This is a genomic window from Yersinia frederiksenii ATCC 33641 (assembly GCF_000754805.1).
In the GTDB taxonomy this organism is placed as follows: domain Bacteria; phylum Pseudomonadota; class Gammaproteobacteria; order Enterobacterales; family Enterobacteriaceae; genus Yersinia; species Yersinia frederiksenii.
In genome coordinates, this window is record NZ_KN150731.1 from 492,977 (window position 1) to 510,114 (window position 17,138).

Sequence of the window (17,138 nt, forward strand, 5' to 3'; positions counted from 1 at the left end):
CATGCAGGAAACCGTACTTCACAAAATAGTGCGCGATAAGGAAATCTGGGTTGCCGCGCGGAAATTGCAACAGCCTCTGGCCAGCTTTCAACACGCTATCACCCAAAGCCAGCGCGACTTTTATCAAGCGCTGCAAGGCAATAAAACCGTTTTTATTCTGGAATGCAAAAAAGCGTCGCCCTCCAAGGGGGTCATTCGTGACAATTTTAATCCGGCAGAAATTGCCGCTGTTTATAAAAACTATGCTTCCGCTATCTCAGTATTAACTGACGAAAAATACTTCCAAGGCAGCTTTGATTTTTTACCACAAGTCAGCGCGGTGGTGACTCAGCCAGTATTGTGCAAAGATTTTATTATTGATGCTTATCAGATTCAACTGGCCCGTTTTTACCAGGCTGATGCTATTTTGCTGATGCTGTCAGTGCTGGACGATGATACCTACCGCCAGTTGGCGGCGGTAGCACATAGCCTGAATATGGGGGTGCTGACCGAAGCCAGCAATGCCGAAGAACTGGATCGCGCCATTACACTGGGCGCTAAAGTGGTGGGCATCAACAACCGTGATTTACGCGACTTGTCTATTGACCTTAATCGTACCCGTGAGCTGGCACCTCGCCTGCCTGAAGGCGTCACTGTGATCAGCGAGTCTGGCATTAATCATTATCGACAGGTGCGCGAACTGAGCCATATCGCTAACGGTTTCCTGATTGGCAGTGCGCTGATGTCTGAAGCAGACCTTAATGCTGCGGTACGCCGGGTATTGCTGGGTGAGAACAAAGTCTGTGGGCTGACTCGCGCCCAGGATGCCGTTGCGGCATACCATGCCGGTGCGGTGTATGGCGGGTTGATTTTTGTGAGCAGTTCACCGCGCCATGTGGATATTGCGCAGGCCCGCACGGTTATCAGTGGCGCGCCGCTGAAATACGTCGGGGTATTCCGTGATGCTGAAATCAATACCATCCAACAAACCGCCGAGCGCTTATCTCTGACTGCCGTGCAATTACATGGGCACGAAGACCAGCCTTACATCAATCAGTTGCGTGAAGTTTTACCCGCCAACTGCCAAATTTGGAAGGCATTGAGTGTCGGTGACACCTTACCCGCGCGCAACTTACAGCATGTCGAACGTTATGTTTTGGATAATGGCAACGGCGGTACCGGCCAGCACTTTAACTGGTCACTATTAGCTGACCACGCTTTGGATAACGTGCTGCTGGCTGGCGGCTTAAATGCTCAGAATTGTGACGCGGCAGCTCAATTGGGTGCTGCAGGTCTGGATTTCAATTCCGGTGTAGAAAGCGCCCCCGGCATCAAAGACCCACAACTGATCGCCACCGTATTCCAAACATTACGCGCTTACTGATTTCTAAACACATTTGAGTTAACCCTATACCCAATAGATTTCAAGATGCAGCCAACACGCCTGCAGTTTGAAAGATGACGGGCATATAAAGGACAGAAAAATGACCACATTGAATCCTTATTTTGGCGAGTTCGGTGGCATGTATGTGCCCCAGATTCTGATGCCAGCATTGAAGCAACTGGAAGAGGCTTTTGTCAGTGCGCAACTGGACCCTGAGTTTCAGGCGGCATTTCAGGATTTGTTAAAGAACTATGCCGGGCGTCCAACCGCCCTGACCCTGTGTCAGAATCTGACCGCAGGGACAAAGACCAAGTTATATTTGAAGCGCGAAGATCTGCTGCACGGCGGCGCGCACAAAACTAACCAGGTGTTGGGCCAAGCTTTATTAGCCAAGCGTATGGGTAAGACTGAGATTATTGCAGAAACCGGTGCAGGCCAGCATGGGGTGGCGTCAGCATTAGCCTGCGCCCTGCTAGGTTTGAAATGCCGCATTTATATGGGCGCGAAAGATATTGAACGCCAATCACCGAATGTGTTCCGTATGCGACTGATGGGCGCAGAAGTTATTCCGGTACACAGTGGCTCATCAACCTTGAAAGATGCCTGTAATGAGGCACTGCGTGACTGGTCTGGCAGCTACGAAACCGCTCACTATATGTTGGGAACCGCTGCTGGCCCACACCCTTATCCCACTATTGTGCGTGAATTCCAACGGATGATCGGTGAAGAGACCAAAGCACAGATATTAGCCAAAGAAGGCCGTTTACCGGATGCGGTATTGGCATGTGTCGGCGGTGGTTCAAACGCGATTGGGATGTTTGCCGATTTTATCGATGAAGAAGGTGTTGGCTTAATTGGTGTTGAACCTGCCGGATTGGGTATCGAAACTGGCCAACATGGTGCTCCGCTTAAACACGGTAAAGTGGGTATCTACTTCGGCATGAAATCCCCGATGATGCAAACCAGTGATGGTCAGATTGAAGAATCTTACTCAATCTCGGCTGGATTAGACTTCCCGTCAGTCGGGCCACAGCATGCTTACTTAAATAGTATTGGTCGCGCCGATTATGTTTCGGTCACTGATGACGAAGCGCTGGAAGCATTTAAAGCCTTGTCATGTAAAGAAGGGATTATTCCGGCATTGGAGTCTTCCCATGCGCTGGCACATGCCCTGAAAATGATTAAAGCATCGCCGGAAAAAGAACAGATATTGGTGGTTAATCTGTCCGGGCGGGGTGATAAAGATATTTTCACCGTCCACGATATCCTGAAAGCACGGGGAGAAATTTAATGGAGCGTTATCAGCAGCTTTTCAAACAGTTGGCGGCCAAGAATGAAGGCGCTTTTGTTCCTTTCGTACAATTAGGTGACCCGTCGCCAGCAATATCATTAGATATCATTGATACCTTAATTGCGGCAGGTGCTGATGCCTTGGAGTTGGGTATCCCATTCTCTGATCCACTGGCGGATGGCCCAACCATTCAAAACGCGGCATTGCGGGCTTTTGCTGCGGGCGTGACGCCGGGTATCTGCTTTGAGATGCTGGCGGAGATCCGCAAAAAGCACCCGACCATTCCTATTGGCTTGCTGATGTATGCAAATCTGGTATTCCACAATGGCATTGATACTTTCTATCAGCGCTGTGCCGAGGTGGGTGTCGACTCAGTTCTTATTGCTGACGTACCATTTGAAGAGTCGGCCCCCTTCCGGGCTGCCGCATCCCGTTATGGTATTGCACCAATATTCATTTGTCCGCCCAATGCTGATGATGATTTATTACGCGAAATCGCCTCTCATGGCCGTGGCTATACTTATCTACTCTCACGCGCGGGTGTGACTGGTGCGGAAAATCATGGCCATCTGCCGTTAAATCACTTGATTGATAAATTGCGCGAGTATCACGCCGCCCCTGCACTGCAAGGTTTTGGCATTTCAGAGCCTGAGCAGGTAAAAACCAGTTTAGCGGCAGGTGCTGCCGGCGTAATTTCTGGCTCCGTGATGGTAAAAATCATTGAAAACAATCTCTCGCAACCCGCAGAGATGTTGGCTCAGTTATCCCGTTTTGTGACAGAAATGAAAGCCGCCACTCGTCTTTGATGTTACCTAGCGCCTGATGGTTTACCCTTTCGGGCGCTATATCCTCTTATTTTCAATATCTTCCGCACTACTGATATCAGCCATCCATTTGAATAAAACTCATTCATAACCAATACTAATTACTGCGTAATACATGCCCTATGATATCGATAAACATGGAGAGTCATTTATGAAGATTTTCAAGACCCTTTCAGCTTTATGCATGGTAGTAATTATGGCGATGGCAGTCTCTGCCTGCGCGCCTACCGCGAAGTCAGAAGGAACCGGGGGGTATCTGGATGATACCGTCGTCACCACGAAAGTGAAATCAGCGCTGCTGGGTGAGAAAAATCTAAAATCCACTGAAATCAGTGTTGAGACGTTCAAAGGTCGGGTTCAGTTGAGTGGTTTTGTGAGTTCACGTCAGGATGCAAACCGCGCAGTGCAGATCACCCGAACTGTACCAGGGGTGAAATCTGTTAGTGATCAGATGCTTATCAGATAATATAACGCTCGGAGGCGCATTTCTGCGCCTCCTTTGTGACCCAACTCTGCAATATCAAGTCCCAAGGGCTTGCCCAAAGTTATTGCCGTTATAGTTAGAAACGATAACCCGCGCCAAACATAAACACCCACGGATCAAGACGAGTATGAATAGTCTGCTCTTCACCACCCGCTTTGAATTTGACGTCGGTTTCGATATTCATCCACCAGACAGACATATTCAGCATCCAGTTCTCGCTGACCATATAATCCAGACCCGCTTGCCCTGCCACACCCCATGAATCTTTAACACTCAAATCCGTCAAACCGGCAGAGCTGCCCGTGTTATTGAATTTCTCATCAAAGAAAGTGGTGTAGTTCAGGCCGATCCCTAAATATGGCCGCAGTTTGTCTTGTTTATCACGGAAATAATATTGAGCCATTAATGTCGGCGGCAATTGCTTAACTTCTGCAATATTCCCGGTCGGCTCTAAGCCAATTTTATGGCGGAACGGTGTAGCCGCCAACAATTCTACCCCAATATTATCAGTAATGAGATAGCTGAAGGTCAGGCCCAACTGAGTATTGTTATCTGCCTTGAAAGAACCATAACCTAGTACATCATCAGACCCGGCATTGGGTCTGACAGTCGCCGTCCCTGCCCGGAAAATATAATCGCCTGCTTGATGTGCGCTTACCGCAGTCGATGCCAGAGTTGCTACGGCTAACAATGCCAAAGTGACTTTTTTCATTATCCATTCCATTTGTAGGTATATTCGCGAACTGAATATACCTACAAATGAGTATTCATGATCCAATAGAGATCACACCTTTAGCAACAAATTGAATAAATCCTAAATTAAGTAAGGTTATTTAATTCCTTAATATCATTGAAATTGATCTGGATCATAAATGACTCTTTCGCACCAAATCGCACTAATACGCATTGATGAAAAAGAGAACAGTGGTCATGCTGCTATGCTTGGATATCGTATGTGTGAAATCGTGATCGGTTGGCTGTTTACTTTGTAAGGAGCAGTAGATTAAAGATGAGCGCGGAAATGAATCCCTGTGTGAACTGCGGTGCCTGCTGTGCCTATTTTCGGGTGTCATTCTATTGGGCTGAGGCTCAAGAAGGCGGCGGTACCGTTCCTAATGCCATGACTGAGCAAGTCACTCCCTTTATCAGTTGCATGTCTGGCACCAACAGCAAATCCCCTCGCTGTATGGCCCTGCAAGGAGAGGTCGGTCAGTCTGTTTCCTGCTCAATTTATGGTGACCGGCCACCTCCTTGCCATGAATTTACACCTTCAGGTGAAGTAGGCGTTCGCAATCCACACTGTGATCGCGCCCGCGCCCACTATGGTTTGCCACCGTTACCTGTTGATAACATCCAGATAATTAGATTAGAAGAAATTGGTCATTGGCCTATCACGGGATCCCACAGCGCCCCATAACAAGGTATAATCATCGGCTAAGCGCTATTTTTTCGATCCCAAGGAGCTTTCATGCCTATCACGGCTAACACTTTATACCGTGACAGTTTTAACTTTTTACGTAATCAGCTGCCGGCTATCCTGTTACTGGCTTTGCTAACTGCGTTCATTACCGTCATGCTGAATCAGGCATTTATCCCTGGTACAGAACAACTGAGTATTTTGAGTGCTTCAGAAAGTGATTTTGCGTCATCAGGGAATGTCAGCATTCGGGATATGGTGGCGCAATTGACTCCTGAGCAACAAATCGTGCTGCTCAAAGTCTCTGCGGCGGCAACTTTTTCTGCACTAGTGGGTAATGTCTTATTAGTGGGCGGGATGCTAACGCTGATATCGATGGTATCAATGGGGCGTCGTGTAAGTGCATTGCAGGCCATTGGTCTTTCCGTGCCTACTTTGCCTCGCTTACTGTTACTGATGTTTATTGGTACGTTGCTCATCCAGTTAGGATTAATGATCTTTATCGTGCCCGGTATCGCCATTGCTGTCGCACTTTCATTGTCGCCGGTTATCGTAACCACAGAGAAAATAGGCGTTTTTGCCGCCATAAAAGCCAGTTCTAAACTGGCCTTTTCCAATGTGCGGTTAATTATTCCTGCCATGATGTTGTGGATAGCGGCCAAATTAGTCTTGCTGTATCTGGTCAATCACTTGACCGCACTGCCGACGCCAATTGCTAGTGTCATTTTAAGTACGCTGAGTAATCTGGTTTCTGCATTATTGTTGGTTTACCTGTTCCGCTTATATATGTTGCTGCGTCCAACCGATGCCAGCGCCTAAATAGCGGCTCAGATAGAACCGTAAAAAGGGCCATTACGGCCCTTTTCTCTTTACAATAATGTCCATCAGTTAATTTCAGGCTCTCCACTCTCCACTGACTCTTGTTTCTCGGCCACTCGCTGTTTACTTTGAATCAGCTTAAGGGCCAGATACAGATCGGGCACCAAGATCAAATCCTCATCATGGCTTTTTAGCCGATTAATGCGGAACCAGCGCGTCAACTCAGTACGTCTTCCGGCTAATATCAGCTTAACATTACGCTGCTTCAAATCGCGTTTAAGTTCATCAATGGCGGCCAGCACACTGATGTCGGCATAGGTAAAACTGGCGACAGCATCAATGACCACCCAATCAGCGGGATGTAGAGCGCTATCAACCAGATTCAAAATCCGCCGCTTAAAATAAGCCACATTGAAATAGGTCAATGGCGAGTTAAAACGGTACATCATAACGCCGGGGACTGGCTTAATCCCATTACCACTGCGCATCGAATGGATCATGCCATCAACGTTAACCCCCAATAGCTGCTCAGTCGGGCGGAATACCGTACGCAGGAATTGTAGTAACCCGAGTAATACGGCTAAACCAATCCCGCTAATCACCCCCACTAACACCACGCTGATAAAGGTAAAAAGCGCCAGATAGAAAGCTTGAGTATTACGTTTACGTAATTGCCATAGACTTCTGAACCCCAGCAATGACCAGGCAGCATAAATCAGCACCACCCCCAAGGCTGCGATAGGGATAAATTGCAGTGGGCGCGTCATAAATAGCAATACCATCGCAATAACCAGTGCAGCAATAATAGAAACCAACTGGCTCTTACCATTATTGGCATCATTCACTGCCGTGCGAGTACTGGCCCCACTGATAGCAAACCCTTGAGATAAGGCAGAGACGATATTGGTGATACCCAATGCACGTAATTCCACATCGGCATCAACCTCATAACCGTTTTTGGCGGCAAAACTGCGGGCCGTCAGCATCATGCTAACGAAACTCACCACGGCCAAGTTGAGTGCGGGGATAACCATGTCACGCAGCAGACCCGGTTGGAAGTCAGGCCAATGCACCATGGGCAGGCCACCTTCAAATCCCCCGACGATTGAGACACCAAATTGCTGCATATTGGCAGCCCACGAGACAAAGGTGGCAATGACAATCGCCAACAGTGGCGCAGGCCAGTTTGGTCTTAACCACTTGACACCATACAGCACCACAAACGTCAGTAACGAGATAGCGACCGTCGGCAAATGGGTATTCATCAAGTTATGTGGCAGCGCCAACACCCGCTCAATCAACTGCGGCGGCCGGGTCATAAAGCCAAAAACCTTACCTAGTTGGTCAACAATGATGGTGATGGCAACCCCATTAAGCAACCCGGTCAATATGGGTCGTGATAATAAATCAGCCAATGCGCCAAGTTTGAAACGGCTGGCCACCAAGCACCACGTCCCCATCATCAATGTCATCATTATAGTGAGTTGCCAGTGAACCTCACTATTCCCCGCCGCCAGTGGTGCCACTACCGCGGCGATCACCGCACAAGTGGCAGCATCAGGCCCCACGATCAATTGTCGCGAAGAGCCAAAAAATGCATAGGCAATCATCGGCAAAATACACGAATACAAACCGACAGCGGCGCTGACACCGGTTAATTCGGCATAAGCGATGGCAATGGGTAATGCCACTGCGGCGACGGATAATCCCGCTCTAATATCAGGCTTGAACCAGTCTCTTTCATAAGCCATTAATTGGGTCAAACCCGGCATCCAATACCGGAGTGATTTTCTCTGCATAGTTACTCCACCAAGCCTTAACCCAATATTCATTACGTATCATGCTGGGTTAATGCATGGCTGGCAATATACAGACAAAATCTGTTACTTGTTTATCGTAAGTTTCTGCAAATTCCACTGGCAGAACGCGCATTCCGGCAGATAATTAAGGATAATAGTGTTTTACCGCGGGTACCCTCACCTCACTGAATCCGGTATAGTCGGGCGATGTACAAATGATGGATTGATTCATGAAGCAACTTTTAGATTTTCTCCCATTGGTCGTATTTTTCGTTTTCTACAAGATGTATGACATTTTTGTCGCCTCAGGGGCGTTGATTGTCGCAACATTGCTGGCATTGGCCTTTACTTGGGTCAAATATCGCAAAGTAGAAAAAATGACATTGGTTACCGCAATTATGGTGTTGGTATTCGGTACCTTAACGCTGGCATTCCACAGTGACTTATTCATTAAGTGGAAAGTGACGGTGTTGTATGTGTTGTTCGCCGCCGCGTTATTAATCAGCCAGTGGTTTATGAAAAAACCATTGATTCAGCGGATGCTGGGTAAAGAGCTGTCATTGCCTGATGCCGTATGGTCAACATTGAATATGTCTTGGGCAATATTCTTCCTGGCCTGCGGCTTGCTGAACATCTATGTCGCATTCTGGTTACCGCAAGATATCTGGGTGAATTTTAAAGTCTTTGGCTTAACCGCGCTGACGTTGGTATTCACCCTGATCAGCGGCGTTTATATTTACCGACATATGCCAGAAGAACAGAAAAAGTCGTAACGTTAACGATTACCCTCGCAAATAAATGAAGTATTTGTTGCCCACTGACCTTCCAGTGGGCTATTCCAGGTGAGCAGATTTTTAGTAGGCAGAGATGACTCAGGAACAATTATCACCTCACGGTGAGCAATCATTACCTAACGGTGAATTGGTACTCCGTACCCTTGCCATGCCCGCTGACACTAATGCCAATGGCGATATATTCGGCGGCTGGTTGATGTCACAAATGGATATCGGCGGCGCTATTCAGGCGAAAGAAATAGCACAGGGCCGGGTGGTCACGGTACGTGTTGACGGGATGACATTCCTCAAGCCGGTGGCTGTGGGTGATGTCGTTTGCTGCTATGCCCGCTGTATCAAGACTGGCCGCAGCTCTATTACTATCAATATCGAAGTCTGGGTGAAAAAAGTCTCTTCCGAGCCTATCGGTCAGCGCTATCGTGCGACTGAAGCGGTCTTCACCTACGTTGCAGTGGATGATGCTGGGAAAGCTCGCGCTTTACCGGATGGCAGAGGTAATTTTGAGGTCGGTGCGACCCAATAATCGCTAACCGGGTTCTGCCGATGCAAAAAGGGTCGCATTAAAGCGGCCCTTTTTATTGTGCTGACTAAATCATGTTTAAACTAGTGCATTGATGCCTTAGTTCATCTCCATGTTGCCACCAATCTTGAACACGATGGTTGTAACATAATCTTTGGCAGCAACCGCTTCAAACCGCCACTTACGCATAACCTGCTTCACCTCACGCTCAAAGGTATTTCGCGGAGTCGCTTCCAAGATACGTACATTTGTCACACGGCCATTTTCATCAATGTCGTATTGTACTTTAACCTGCCCTTCAACTCCCAAGGCCAAGGCGCGGGCGGGATAAGTGGGTTTCGCCTTACTCAGTGCTTTTGGTCCGGCTGATGTTGATGCCCCAGGCACCGATGTCTTAGGTGCTGATTTTACCGGCGCATTATTAGAAACCAACGCAGGCTCATCAGATTTAAAGAGTTTATCATCCGGCGGAGCCACTGTTTTCTTAACATCTGGCTTCTTCACTTCCGGCTTTTTCACTTCTTTTTTCACTGGTTTAGGTTTGGGCTTAGGTTTCACCGGTTCAGGGAGTGGAACAGGGACCGGCTCTGGCAACACTTCGGGCTCAGGTGGTGTCTCTTCGACCGTTTCAGGCTCGGGTTCTGCCTGTGGTTCCGCCGCCGCAGGTTGTGGAGCGGCAAAAGTGGCAATATTGACCATAGTGACAGCCAGCGGGGCGTCCTCAATTTCAGGTTGTTCCCGCATTTGTTCGACAGATACATATAGCAATGCTGCAACTACGCTGCCATGTAGCCCTACTGAAAGTACGATTGGCCATCTAAGGCGCCGACCCAGAAAAAATTTATTTAGCTGCATAATAATTCACTGTCCTCTGATGCAGCTAAGTTTAAATGCAAATAGCAATCATATTCAATAAGCAACTGCAAACTATCTCATCGATAGGTCTTAAATGGTGTTTTAAGCGGCAATATCAACGAAATGACACTTTCTATTTACGCTTAGTTATCATTTTATTTCATTATCAATTACCGGTGTATACCAAGATTTCTACGTGACACCCAAGATTGAATTTAGTAATGGAACATGCTGTTATGGAATACCAAACTAATATCATGATAATGATTTTAAAGGTGAAACATGCTTTACGTAATCTTTGCTACCGACGTCCCGGACTCACTTGAAAAGCGTTTATCCGTGCGCCCCGCGCATCTGGCTCGCTTACAAGCATTGCAGGACCAAGGGCGCTTACTGACTGCAGGCCCAAACCCCGCCATTGACAGTGCAGACCCAGGTGCTGCCGGGTTCACCGGCTCAACGGTGATTGCTGAATTTACCTCACAACAAGAGGCTGAGGCTTGGGCTGAACAAGACCCTTATGTGGCCGCTGGCGTCTACCAATCGGTTATCATTAAACCTTATAAACGGGTATTTTGATGGCTCAATTGAAACAATACGCCTGAATTTAGGCGTATTGTATTTTAGCTATGTCATGAGATAGGCGGTACCTTATACCACTACACTTTGTAGTGCTTTAACCAATGATCCTCGCAAGCTTCCACCGCTTTATCCAGCATGTGTGCAGGTGATTTTAATATCATATGGTCTTTTCTTACCCATACAGGATAAGTGTGTTTCCCGGCAGCAATGACTTGTTCAGAATAAACAGCAGCGTGGTATATCAACTCAGACTCCTCACAATAAATCTCATATTTATAAAGTGCGGTGCTGGTTTTTAAATCCCCAAAGAATACTGTTTTAGCTAATTTATATTGAGACATGAACGATAGCCTTTGCTGTAATAGGGATTGTATCATCCACTGAACAGCATCATATAACTGTGATATTCACAGCAAAAGCCCTCTAAGTTAATGTCCTGTCAATATAATTTACCTTTTTTTGAGTGGCAGCCATGACCTTGAGCTAACGACTACCGGGCTAATATCGCGCTGAATCTATCTAATATTGGCATGCTCATAACGTAGTGGAAGATGATTTAGCTCATCCAATACCACCGAGCTAAATAAGTAACCTTGCATGGCATCAACGCCCATATTAGCAAGCTGGCTAAACTGCTGATGAGTTTCGACCCCTTCAACAACAACATTCTGGCAATGATCACGTAAACGCATCAACAGGTTATCAAAGGTGGCACTCCCTCCCCACTGCCAGTAAAAATGCTTGTCAATTTTGACACATTCAAAGAAACCACTGGCGGCCGCGGCAATGTGAGCATTGCCACTGCCAAAATCATCCAACCACAAGGAGTATCGTTTAGCCAGCTTACTTAATGGGGTATTCCTCACCCCTTCACTAAGATTGGGAAAGCTCTCCATTATCTCCAACCGGATGAAAGGCATCGAACTCAATAATGATATGACAGACTCGTCACCTAGCACGGCTTGTGTCATATCAAAATCTATATTAATTGAGAGTATTATTTGATGCTCAATAAACCATTTCTGCTGTTTTTTTACCGCCGATAATTGGTCATACAACAAGGTTGCTTTCATCTGGGCATTAAGCTGATGCAAGAAACGTTCGGTATAAATAGGCGATTTAAAAGAGCTCGTTGTGAACCGGCTCAATAACTCTACTGCAAATAACTTACCATTAAGTTTGTAAACCGGCTCACAGATAAAAGTGCAATCGACTGCAATGTTTAGCCTGCTATCCACGGTAAAAATCCTTTTATTTGATTAGAACAGCAGTATTGATCAATTGGTAAAATTGATCAATTTTTTATTATTGATCACTAAAAACGATAACAACAATTGACAAAAGAAAACACACAAAATAACAAGTCATTGATAGATAACAAAGTATTAGACAATCACGATGATTATCAAGTTTATTATTTCATAATCATTTATTTAACAGGAGAATGGCCGCCTCACCCCCTCGACAGTAACACCCCTGAAACTGAACGATGAGAACGAAGCGGCCTAATATATAGAGTAGCGCGATGTCATTCTGATGTGAAATAAACTGATTAATTGCTATTTTGCACTGTCTATTATTAATAATAACATCAGAATTATCGCATTTTGTTAATTTAGGATAGGGATGATTTTTCTGCGAAGAAAAACGTGATCTAAAGAGGAAAATATCATTAGTCAATTTCAAGTTAGCCACGAAATGTTAAAACCGTCATCGGCAACATCACAGCCAGGGAGAGTCATACTCGACGTTTTCAATAGTGAAAAATTAATAACTCGCAGGTTCTCAGAATGGTGAAAACAAAAACAGCCTCATAAAGAGACTGTTTTCATTATCTACCACGGTGAATCACCATTCATAAGCCACGGTGAACAATAGCGCCCTACGATGCTGATGTTCATGAAGCTGCCGCACACTATATATATGGCGATAACGTCGCGATTGACCTTCCAGCCAGCGGTTTCTACGGCGCTGATTTTGCCGCAGCATACGCCAACGGCCTACCTCATTCTTACTCCGTCTCATGAAGACATTCTTCCAAAGCTGAGAACCGGCTCATTATAGGCCTTTCATCTTTTGATCCAAGTCACTGTGTGGCAAAAATGCATGTTTAACCCTAAATTCCATCATCATCAGGACCGGAGTACTAGCAAACCTCTGCTATATTTACTCTTGCAAGTCCTTTAGCCTAAAAGATTTTATCTCGTAATATATCCGATTAAAGGTTTCGCCTTTAGCATACTGTGCGTACACTCTTTACTGACCGTTTGTGAACAGGATTTCCGCCCTTATGACAACATTTTATACCGTGATCAGTTGGCTCTCAGTTTTTGGCTATTGGTTGCTTATTGCCGGGGTAACATTGCGTATTCTGATGAAACGCAGAGCCGTTCCTTCGGCCATGGCATGGCTGCTTGTTATTTATATTCTGCCTTTGGTGGGAATTATTGCTTACCTCTCATTTGGTGAGCTTCATCTGGGTAAGCGGCGTGCTGAGCGGGCAAAAGCAATGTGGCCTTCCACTGCTCGCTGGCTCAGTGAGCTGAAAGACTGCCAGCACATATTTGCCAGCTCAAATAGTGAGGTGGCAACCCCCCTGTTTCAATTATGCGAACGCCGCCAAGGCATCAGTGGCGTCAAAGGTAATCAATTACAATTATTAACCACTACCGATGACACATTAAAAGCGCTGGTGCGTGACATCGAATTGGCTCGTCATAATATAGAGATGGTTTTTTATATCTGGCAGCCAGGCGGCTTAGTTGATCAAGTTGCTGAGTCTCTAATGGCCGCAGCACGGCGCGGTGTTCATTGCCGACTGATGCTTGATTCGGCCGGGAGTCAGCAATTCTTCCGTACCCCATACCCTTCCATGATGCGCAATGCTGGCATCGAAGTGGTCGAAGCGCTTAAGGTGAATGTCTTCCGGGTATTCTTTCGCCGAATGGATTTACGTCAACACCGCAAAGTGGTCTTGATTGATAACTATGTAGCCTACACCGGCAGCATGAATATGGTGGATCCGCGCTTCTTCAAACAAGATGCGGGTGTGGGTCAATGGATTGATATGATGGCGCGTATGGAAGGCCCGGTAGCGACCACTATAGGTATCGTATATGCCTGTGATTGGGAGATTGAAACCGGTAAGCGTATTCTGCCACCGCCACCCGATACTCATGTCATGCCGTTCGAAGAAGAGAGCGGCCATACCATTCAGGTTATTGCTTCCGGCCCGGGTTTCCCTGAAGAGATGATTCATCAGGCATTATTAACGGCCGTGTATGCCGCACGTCAGCAATTGGTCATGACTACTCCTTATTTAGTGCCGAGCGATGATTTGCTGCATGCCATTTGTACCGCGGCGCAGCGCGGTGTCGATGTCAGTATTATCGTGCCAAAAGATAACGATTCGATGATGGTGCGCTGGGCTAGCCGTGGCTTCTTCTCTGAATTGCTTGAAGCAGGCGTTAAAATTTACCAGTTTGAAGGAGGTCTGTTGCACAGCAAGAGTGTGCTAGTTGACGGGCAATTAAGTCTGGTGGGCACCGTTAACCTAGATATGCGCAGCTTATGGCTTAATTTTGAAATTACGCTGGTGATTGATGATGATGGTTTTGGGGCAGACTTGGCGCAAGTGCAAGATGACTATATTGCTCGTTCAGTGTTATTAGATGAGGAACAGTGGAACAAGCGCCCTCTCTGGCACCGAGTCACTGAAAGACTATTCTATTTTTTCAGCCCATTCTTGTAATAAATTCAAAGCCAACGGTCAGCCAGTTGTAGATTCTCTGAGTTATGAGCTTTCAGCAGCATAATAATTGTAAAAGTGACATAGAGAATGTTTTAATGAGCGCAATCTGCAAATACTAAATGGGAATCTGCAAATGGATCAGAATACACCAGAGCCAAGCACCATGGACCTTAATAATCGCCTGACTGAAGATGAAACACTGGAGCAGGCTTACGATATTTTTCTGGAACTGGCGGGTGATAACCTCGACCCAGCAGACATCTTATTGTTTAACCTTCAGTTTGAAGAACGTGGCGGTGCTGAGTTGTTTGATCCCGCGGAAGACTGGCAAGACCATGTCGATTTTGATTTAAACCCGGATTTTTTTGCCGAGGTGGTCATTGGTCTGGCTGACAATGATGGTGAAGAGATAAACGATGTATTTGCCCGTGTTCTATTATGCCGTGAAAAAGACCATAAGCTTTGCCACATTCTGTGGAAAGAGTAATAGGCGACTGGCCCGAACCTATGCCGTCGGTGTTTATCGGCTGTAGTTCGTCATAAACATTGATAGAAAAAATCCCCGCTTATTTATTTGGCGGGGATTTTTTTATTAACTTATCAATGTCTGAATGATGGCATCACAAAGGGTCCACTTTCAGGCAAGAGACCGCATGGCGGAAGCTTCCTTCTAATAATGGACGTGTCTTGGCACACTCTGGTCCCGCAATCGGGCAGCGAGTACGAAACACACAACCAGAAGGTGGGTTTATCGGAGACGGTAACTCCCCCTCCAGCAGTTGAATAACTTTCGCCCTCTCTTTGTCAGGATCAGGGATTGGGACTGCCGACATTAGAGCCTTGGTATAAGGGTGCTGTGGATTATGATAAACCTCATCATAGGTACCCAATTCAACCGCGTGGCCTAGATACATCACCAATACTCGGTCAGAAATGTGCTTTACCACTGCCAAATCGTGCGCAATAAAGATCAGAGATAACCCCATCTCTCGCTGTAATTGCTGCAATAAATTCACGACTTGAGCTTGAATTGACACATCTAGCGCCGATACGGGTTCATCACAAATCACCAGTTTCGGTTCCAAAATCAACGCGCGTGCAATACCTATTCGCTGGCACTGCCCCCCAGAAAACTCATGGGGATAGCGGTTGATTAAGTTAGGCAGTAAGCCCACTTTCAGCATCATAGCTTTAACTTTGTCTTTGATTTCCTGACGCGGCATTTTGGGATGATAAGTCCGCAATGGCTCGGCAATGATTTCGCCTATAGTCATTCGCGGATTTAATGACGCGAGCGGGTCTTGGAATATCATCTGAATATCACTGCGAGTCGCACGCCATTCGGCAGCACTCATATTCAGCAAATCTTTACCTAACCACGCCACACTGCCGCCAGTCGCTTTCACTAAACCAATAATGGCGCGGGCAAAGGTTGATTTGCCACAACCTGACTCACCCACAACCCCTAAAGTCTCGCCCTCATACAAACGCAGGGTGACACCATCAACCGCTTTTAGTGTTTTACTCGGCTGCCAGAACCACTGTTTACCATCCTGAATATCAAAATGAACTTTCAGATCAGCCACTTCTAACAAGACTTTCTTCTCTGTCACGGCATTCATACTAATTCCCCTACTGGCTTATAGCAGGCACGTAAACGGCCATCACCAAAGTGCTCTAATGCCGGAGCCGTTGAACAGCGGTCCATGGCATATTGGCAACGAGGCTGGAACGGGCAGCCTTTCGGCAAACGCAGTAAGTTGGGTGGATTACCCGGAATGGTCATGAGAGATTCGCCTTCAGCATCAAGACGAGGAACTGCATTCAACAGGCCAATAGAATAAGGGTGGCTTGGGTGATAAAAAATATCACGCGCCTGACCATACTCCATTGTTCGGCCGGCATACATCACCAGAACTTTATTACAAATACCGGCAACCACCCCCAAGTCATGGGTGATCATGATAATGGCGGTATTAAACTCATTTTTCAGTTCATTCAGCAAAGTCATGATTTGAGCTTGAACGGTAACATCCAGTGCCGTTGTCGGCTCATCGGCAATTAACAGCTTAGGCCGGCACAGCAATGCCATGGCAATCATCACTCGTTGCCGCATACCACCTGAAAATTCATGGGGATACATGCGCATCCGTTTACGTGCTTCCGGCATTTTTACCGCATCAAGCATGCGGATTGACTCTTCAAAGGCTTCACTCTTACTCATCTTTTTATGCAGTTGCAGCACTTCCATCAGCTGCTCACCCACGCGCATATAAGGATTCAGAGAGGTCATTGGGTCTTGGAAAATCATCGAGATCTCTTCGGCCCGTAAACGGTTCAGTTGTTTCTCCGGCAGGTTGAGAATTTCACGACCATTAAACTTAGCCGACCCCCCTATCCGACCATTACTGGCCAACAACCCCATTAAAGCAAACGCCGTTTGCGATTTACCGGAGCCTGACTCGCCAACGATGCCCAAAGTTTCACCGGCGCGCAGATCAAAATTAAGTGCGTTAACTGCGGTAACATCACCATCCGGCGTACCGAAGGTGACAGTCAAATCCTTTACATCCAGCAGTACATTTTGCTCAAACAAGGCAGATTGCTGAACAGTAGACTGATTATCTATCGTCGTCATG

General features: G+C 46.7%; 19 protein-coding genes. 11 read left to right on the forward strand and 8 right to left on the reverse strand.

What is annotated here, in order from left to right; genetic code table 11:
- The first annotated feature begins 1 nt into the window (after nucleotide 1).
- The 4 genes from trpCF (at nucleotide 2) to DJ58_RS19170 (ending at nucleotide 3,944) form a co-directional block, all read left to right on the forward strand.
- Nucleotides 2-1,363, forward strand: coding sequence for a bifunctional indole-3-glycerol-phosphate synthase TrpC/phosphoribosylanthranilate isomerase TrpF (gene trpCF, locus DJ58_RS19185; protein WP_004708350.1), 1,362 nt, complete (start codon nucleotides 2-4; stop codon nucleotides 1,361-1,363).
- Between the two features lie 100 nt (nucleotides 1,364-1,463).
- Entirely contained in the window at nucleotides 1,464-2,654 is a 1,191-nt protein-coding gene (gene trpB, locus DJ58_RS19180) for a tryptophan synthase subunit beta (RefSeq protein WP_004708352.1), read from the forward strand.
- Entirely contained in the window at nucleotides 2,654-3,460 is an 807-nt protein-coding gene (gene trpA, locus DJ58_RS19175) for a tryptophan synthase subunit alpha (protein ID WP_032910832.1), read from the forward strand. The genes trpB and trpA overlap by 1 nt, the downstream gene beginning before the upstream one ends.
- A gap of 169 nt (nucleotides 3,461-3,629) precedes the next feature.
- Nucleotides 3,630-3,944, forward strand: coding sequence for a BON domain-containing protein (locus DJ58_RS19170; protein ID WP_032910834.1), 315 nt, complete (start codon nucleotides 3,630-3,632; stop codon nucleotides 3,942-3,944).
- Nucleotides 3,945-4,038: 94 nt separating this feature from the next.
- On the opposite strand, the gene ompW is transcribed toward DJ58_RS19170, so the two are convergent.
- The gene (gene ompW / locus DJ58_RS19165) at nucleotides 4,039-4,674 is read right to left on the reverse strand and encodes an outer membrane protein OmpW (RefSeq protein WP_032910835.1); all 636 of its coding nucleotides are present in this window, start codon (nucleotides 4,672-4,674) and stop codon (nucleotides 4,039-4,041) included.
- 297 nt (nucleotides 4,675-4,971) lie between these two features.
- Here ompW and DJ58_RS19160 point away from each other — a divergent pair, with 297 nt between their 5' ends.
- Together DJ58_RS19160 and DJ58_RS19155 are read left to right on the forward strand one after the other, a co-directional pair.
- The gene (locus DJ58_RS19160; RefSeq protein WP_032910836.1) at nucleotides 4,972-5,379 is read left to right on the forward strand and encodes a YkgJ family cysteine cluster protein; all 408 of its coding nucleotides are present in this window, start codon (nucleotides 4,972-4,974) and stop codon (nucleotides 5,377-5,379) included.
- 51 nt (nucleotides 5,380-5,430) lie between these two features.
- Nucleotides 5,431-6,198, forward strand: a complete 768-nt coding sequence (locus DJ58_RS19155) for a YciC family protein (RefSeq protein ID WP_004708361.1) — start codon at nucleotides 5,431-5,433, stop codon at nucleotides 6,196-6,198.
- A 65-nt stretch (nucleotides 6,199-6,263) separates the two neighbouring features.
- Here the strand turns inward: DJ58_RS19155 and DJ58_RS19150 are convergent, their stop codons facing one another.
- Nucleotides 6,264-7,997: a SulP family inorganic anion transporter gene (locus DJ58_RS19150; protein WP_032910837.1), complete on the reverse strand. Its 1,734-nt coding sequence runs from the start codon at nucleotides 7,995-7,997 to the stop codon at nucleotides 6,264-6,266.
- Between the two features lie 230 nt (nucleotides 7,998-8,227).
- Here DJ58_RS19150 and DJ58_RS19145 point away from each other — a divergent pair, with 230 nt between their 5' ends.
- Together DJ58_RS19145 and yciA are read left to right on the forward strand one after the other, a co-directional pair.
- Nucleotides 8,228-8,770: a septation protein A gene (locus DJ58_RS19145; protein ID WP_032910838.1), complete on the forward strand. Its 543-nt coding sequence runs from the start codon at nucleotides 8,228-8,230 to the stop codon at nucleotides 8,768-8,770.
- Between the two features lie 94 nt (nucleotides 8,771-8,864).
- Nucleotides 8,865-9,314 (forward strand): acyl-CoA thioester hydrolase YciA, encoded by a 450-nt coding sequence (gene yciA / locus DJ58_RS19140; protein WP_004708366.1) that lies wholly within the window; start codon nucleotides 8,865-8,867, stop codon nucleotides 9,312-9,314.
- Nucleotides 9,315-9,410: 96 nt separating this feature from the next.
- Here yciA and tonB read toward each other — a convergent pair whose 3' ends face one another.
- Nucleotides 9,411-10,166 carry a TonB system transport protein TonB gene (gene tonB / locus DJ58_RS19135; RefSeq protein ID WP_032910839.1) on the reverse strand — a complete coding sequence of 252 codons (756 nt, stop codon included), beginning with the start codon at nucleotides 10,164-10,166 and terminating at the stop codon, nucleotides 9,411-9,413.
- A gap of 282 nt (nucleotides 10,167-10,448) precedes the next feature.
- Here tonB and DJ58_RS19130 point away from each other — a divergent pair, with 282 nt between their 5' ends.
- Entirely contained in the window at nucleotides 10,449-10,745 is a 297-nt protein-coding gene (locus DJ58_RS19130) for a YciI family protein (protein WP_032910841.1), read from the forward strand.
- Between the two features lie 80 nt (nucleotides 10,746-10,825).
- Here the strand turns inward: DJ58_RS19130 and DJ58_RS19125 are convergent, their stop codons facing one another.
- The 3 genes from DJ58_RS19125 to DJ58_RS22375 all read right to left on the reverse strand — a co-directional run bounded on the left by DJ58_RS19125 (nucleotide 10,826) and on the right by DJ58_RS22375 (nucleotide 12,773).
- Nucleotides 10,826-11,089, reverse strand: coding sequence for a hypothetical protein (locus DJ58_RS19125; protein ID WP_004708374.1), 264 nt, complete (start codon nucleotides 11,087-11,089; stop codon nucleotides 10,826-10,828).
- Between the two features lie 174 nt (nucleotides 11,090-11,263).
- Nucleotides 11,264-11,986 (reverse strand): EAL domain-containing protein, encoded by a 723-nt coding sequence (locus DJ58_RS19120; RefSeq protein WP_004708375.1) that lies wholly within the window; start codon nucleotides 11,984-11,986, stop codon nucleotides 11,264-11,266.
- 610 nt (nucleotides 11,987-12,596) lie between these two features.
- Nucleotides 12,597-12,773: a YciY family protein gene (locus DJ58_RS22375; protein ID WP_071985029.1), complete on the reverse strand. Its 177-nt coding sequence runs from the start codon at nucleotides 12,771-12,773 to the stop codon at nucleotides 12,597-12,599.
- 265 nt (nucleotides 12,774-13,038) lie between these two features.
- Here DJ58_RS22375 and cls point away from each other — a divergent pair, with 265 nt between their 5' ends.
- Both cls and DJ58_RS19110 read left to right on the forward strand, forming a co-directional pair.
- Nucleotides 13,039-14,499 (forward strand): cardiolipin synthase, encoded by a 1,461-nt coding sequence (gene cls / locus DJ58_RS19115; protein WP_004708379.1) that lies wholly within the window; start codon nucleotides 13,039-13,041, stop codon nucleotides 14,497-14,499.
- Between the two features lie 163 nt (nucleotides 14,500-14,662).
- On the forward strand, nucleotides 14,663-14,986 hold the full coding sequence (locus tag DJ58_RS19110) for an HI1450 family dsDNA-mimic protein (RefSeq protein ID WP_032910897.1): 324 nt from the start codon (nucleotides 14,663-14,665) through the stop codon (nucleotides 14,984-14,986).
- 133 nt (nucleotides 14,987-15,119) lie between these two features.
- Here the strand turns inward: DJ58_RS19110 and oppF are convergent, their stop codons facing one another.
- Both oppF and oppD read right to left on the reverse strand, forming a co-directional pair.
- The gene (gene oppF / locus DJ58_RS19105) at nucleotides 15,120-16,121 is read right to left on the reverse strand and encodes a murein tripeptide/oligopeptide ABC transporter ATP binding protein OppF (RefSeq protein WP_032910842.1); all 1,002 of its coding nucleotides are present in this window, start codon (nucleotides 16,119-16,121) and stop codon (nucleotides 15,120-15,122) included.
- Nucleotides 16,118-17,137, reverse strand: coding sequence for an ABC transporter ATP-binding protein (oppD, locus tag DJ58_RS19100; RefSeq protein ID WP_004708385.1), 1,020 nt, complete (start codon nucleotides 17,135-17,137; stop codon nucleotides 16,118-16,120). Before oppD ends, oppF begins: the two co-directional genes overlap by 4 nt.
- Nucleotide 17,138: the final 1 nt, after the last annotated feature.

What these genes read in the sequence shown, in the direction of transcription:
- yciA (WP_004708366.1), top strand. Translation starts at nt 8,865, where the DNA reads ATGACTCAGGAACAATTATCACCTCACGGTGAGCAATCATTACCTAAC.
- tonB (WP_032910839.1), bottom strand. Translation starts at nt 10,166, where the DNA reads ATGCAGCTAAATAAATTTTTTCTGGGTCGGCGCCTTAGATGGCCAATC.
- trpCF (WP_004708350.1), top strand. Translation starts at nt 2, where the DNA reads ATGCAGGAAACCGTACTTCACAAAATAGTGCGCGATAAGGAAATCTGG.
- DJ58_RS19125 (WP_004708374.1), bottom strand. Translation starts at nt 11,089, where the DNA reads ATGTCTCAATATAAATTAGCTAAAACAGTATTCTTTGGGGATTTAAAA.
- DJ58_RS19155 (WP_004708361.1), top strand. Translation starts at nt 5,431, where the DNA reads ATGCCTATCACGGCTAACACTTTATACCGTGACAGTTTTAACTTTTTA.
- DJ58_RS19170 (WP_032910834.1), top strand. Translation starts at nt 3,630, where the DNA reads ATGAAGATTTTCAAGACCCTTTCAGCTTTATGCATGGTAGTAATTATG.
- oppD (WP_004708385.1), bottom strand. Translation starts at nt 17,137, where the DNA reads ATGACGACGATAGATAATCAGTCTACTGTTCAGCAATCTGCCTTGTTT.
- trpA (WP_032910832.1), top strand. Translation starts at nt 2,654, where the DNA reads ATGGAGCGTTATCAGCAGCTTTTCAAACAGTTGGCGGCCAAGAATGAA.
- DJ58_RS19110 (WP_032910897.1), top strand. Translation starts at nt 14,663, where the DNA reads ATGGACCTTAATAATCGCCTGACTGAAGATGAAACACTGGAGCAGGCT.
- oppF (WP_032910842.1), bottom strand. Translation starts at nt 16,121, where the DNA reads ATGAATGCCGTGACAGAGAAGAAAGTCTTGTTAGAAGTGGCTGATCTG.
- trpB (WP_004708352.1), top strand. Translation starts at nt 1,464, where the DNA reads ATGACCACATTGAATCCTTATTTTGGCGAGTTCGGTGGCATGTATGTG.
- DJ58_RS19150 (WP_032910837.1), bottom strand. Translation starts at nt 7,997, where the DNA reads ATGCAGAGAAAATCACTCCGGTATTGGATGCCGGGTTTGACCCAATTA.
- ompW (WP_032910835.1), bottom strand. Translation starts at nt 4,674, where the DNA reads ATGAAAAAAGTCACTTTGGCATTGTTAGCCGTAGCAACTCTGGCATCG.
- DJ58_RS22375 (WP_071985029.1), bottom strand. Translation starts at nt 12,773, where the DNA reads ATGAGACGGAGTAAGAATGAGGTAGGCCGTTGGCGTATGCTGCGGCAA.
- DJ58_RS19145 (WP_032910838.1), top strand. Translation starts at nt 8,228, where the DNA reads ATGAAGCAACTTTTAGATTTTCTCCCATTGGTCGTATTTTTCGTTTTC.
- DJ58_RS19160 (WP_032910836.1), top strand. Translation starts at nt 4,972, where the DNA reads ATGAGCGCGGAAATGAATCCCTGTGTGAACTGCGGTGCCTGCTGTGCC.
- DJ58_RS19130 (WP_032910841.1), top strand. Translation starts at nt 10,449, where the DNA reads ATGCTTTACGTAATCTTTGCTACCGACGTCCCGGACTCACTTGAAAAG.
- cls (WP_004708379.1), top strand. Translation starts at nt 13,039, where the DNA reads ATGACAACATTTTATACCGTGATCAGTTGGCTCTCAGTTTTTGGCTAT.